Origin of the sequence: Xanthovirga aplysinae, assembly GCF_009711365.1 — a bacterium.
Taxonomy (GTDB): Bacteria; Bacteroidota; Bacteroidia; order Cytophagales; family Cyclobacteriaceae; genus Xanthovirga; species Xanthovirga aplysinae.
Map to the genome: position 1 here is coordinate 1 of NZ_SMMB01000545.1, position 2279 is coordinate 2279.

Here is a 2279-nt window from a genome sequence, read left to right on the forward strand (position 1 = left end):
AGATAAAAGAATCGACTGGTGAATACAAATAATAAAAAACAGACACCTACAATAAAGACTTGTTTTTGTTTCTTTTTGAGACCATATGCTAGTAAGAATAATATTAATCCAATGATTAAAGAATTATTTATGACCACTAAGAAATTAGGATAAGCTGGGAAAACTTTTTCTAAAAAATAATTGGCCGACAGATATTCCAAAATTAACAAGGCAACTATTAGTACTTCAAGACTGGTATAAGTTTGCTTGGGTTGGATAATGTATAAAGCCATAGAAATTAAAAAAAGGGAAATCGTGAGGTAGGAAAGTTCATTCTCAAGAACAGCATCAATAATGGCCTGGAAAGTAAATAGATATAGGGTGAAAATAATGAGGAAACCTGCGGAGGCATCTATTCTTTCAATTAGTTTTTCACTGTATTGATGTCTTAGCCAATGCAAGGCTATGATTAGAAAGAGACTGATTGTGCTCACAAGAATAATAAACTCCGTTTCTGTCTTTAGGAAAAGGGTCTCTAAATTTATGAAGAAAAGATAGGTGTTAACTATAGCCAAAATAAGCATAAAAACATTAGGCTTGCTGTATAATAGCCAGGCAATAACTCCCATAATGACAGGGGACCAAAAAGAATAATGATGAAAATATAACTGGCAAGAAAACCATGCCAGGCATAAAATTTGGATAATGAAATGGTGTATATTGCTTTGAAAGTAAATGGCAAAAGGGATAACTCCTAATATCCACCAAAGTAACCCAGAAGGAAAATAGTAGTTTGTGTGAAAAAGGTTAGATAATAGAAAAATATTGGCTCCAAATGCTAGGTTAGAGAAAAAGAATGTCAATTCTGCTTCTTCTTTTTTTTCTTTATGAAGGTATGTTAAACCAATTAACCAAGAAGAAATTAAAGGAAAAATAATAATTGCTATGCGATTTGGAAAGCTTATTCTATACCAATTTTCAATGACAATTAGTAATATACCTATGGCAACGAATAACAAGGCCAAACTACTGATAATAAAACCGGTTTTTCTATACCAAGGCTCAGGAAGATGAAGGTCGTATCGTGCATATAGTTTTTTTGCCTGTTCTTCAGTGAGCAGACCTTCCTCACTCCAAGAGTCTATTTCACGTTTTAGCCTTCTTGATCCCCTGAATTTTTTGGCCATAATTTTTATTCCTTGGTTTCAGAATTAGGATTTATATTAATTCCTATTGAGGGGAATTTTTGGTTTTCATTTGCATTAGCGAAATTTTGATTCAATTCCGGAAATTGAATTTTATTAGTATAACACTTTATTAGGGGTGTTGTGATTAAATGTTAGAAGGATTTTTCTTTAGAATTGAGGATTTTATTCTTCAGGCAGGCCAATTGAAATGTTGAATTGGTAAAATTTTAGAAACAAATCTGACCATTGATGTGGTCGCGTCTTCTTATGGAGCGGTGTAATTGGGTCTTTTGAGATAGGGATTTTTCTACGAATACTCCTTTTATAGCTTTTTCTTATATCTTTAATTGCATCATTTTACTTCTTAGCAAATGCCAATTTAATTCCAAGCATTATAAACATTAGGCCAGTTATTTTATCCAACCAGTTTTTAATTTTATAATTTCTCCTAATCTTATCTGATAGTTTTGCTGCAAAAAAGGCCAGGGTTAAACACCAAATGGTCCCAGTAAATAAGAATGTGATGCCAAGAATTATGAATGGTAGTGGACTTTGGGTAGCCCTTGAGTCAATAAATTGAGGTAAAAAGGCAAGGAAAAATATTGCTACTTTTGGATTAAAAATGTTAGTAAATATTCCTGAAATATAGATTTTTATAGGGTTATTGTCTTGTTCTTTTTCTTTTATTTCAAAGTCCTGGGTGGGTTTTGTAGTAAGAGATTTAATTCCTAAGAAAACCAAATATATAACTCCTAAATACTTAATAATCCCAAATGCTATTGCCGATTTAGTCAATATTACAGAAAGTCCTAATACTGCGGAAATACAATGGATTAAACCTCCTGTAGAAATTCCTAAAGCCGATAATATTCCTGCTGTTTTACCTTGCGAGATGATTCGTCCTAAAATATACATTGTATCGGAACCCGGAGTTATATTTAGAAGGATTCCTGCAATGACAAATGTTTCAAAGTCGCTGATTCCATACATTTTTGTCTTCTTTTTTTATTCTGTTTTAAGAAATAAGACAATATATAGATTATTTTAAATTATAATTCCCCAAATTTTCCTTACTGAAGGAGCTAATTAATTAATTGAAATAAAAAAAAGCCT

2 protein-coding genes are annotated in these 2279 nt (G+C 31.7%); both read right to left on the reverse strand.

Annotated elements, in window-relative coordinates; all coding sequences use genetic code 11:
* Positions 1 to 1166 (reverse strand): DUF2157 domain-containing protein (locus E1171_RS02525; RefSeq protein WP_155203761.1); only part of this gene is annotated, 1166 nt, incomplete at its 3' end.
* 357 nt (positions 1167 to 1523) lie between these two features.
* A complete protein-coding gene (locus E1171_RS02530) occupies positions 1524 to 2156 on the reverse strand; it encodes a LysE family translocator (RefSeq protein ID WP_155203763.1) in 633 nt (210 codons plus the stop codon).
* Positions 2157 to 2279 lie beyond the last annotated feature (123 nt).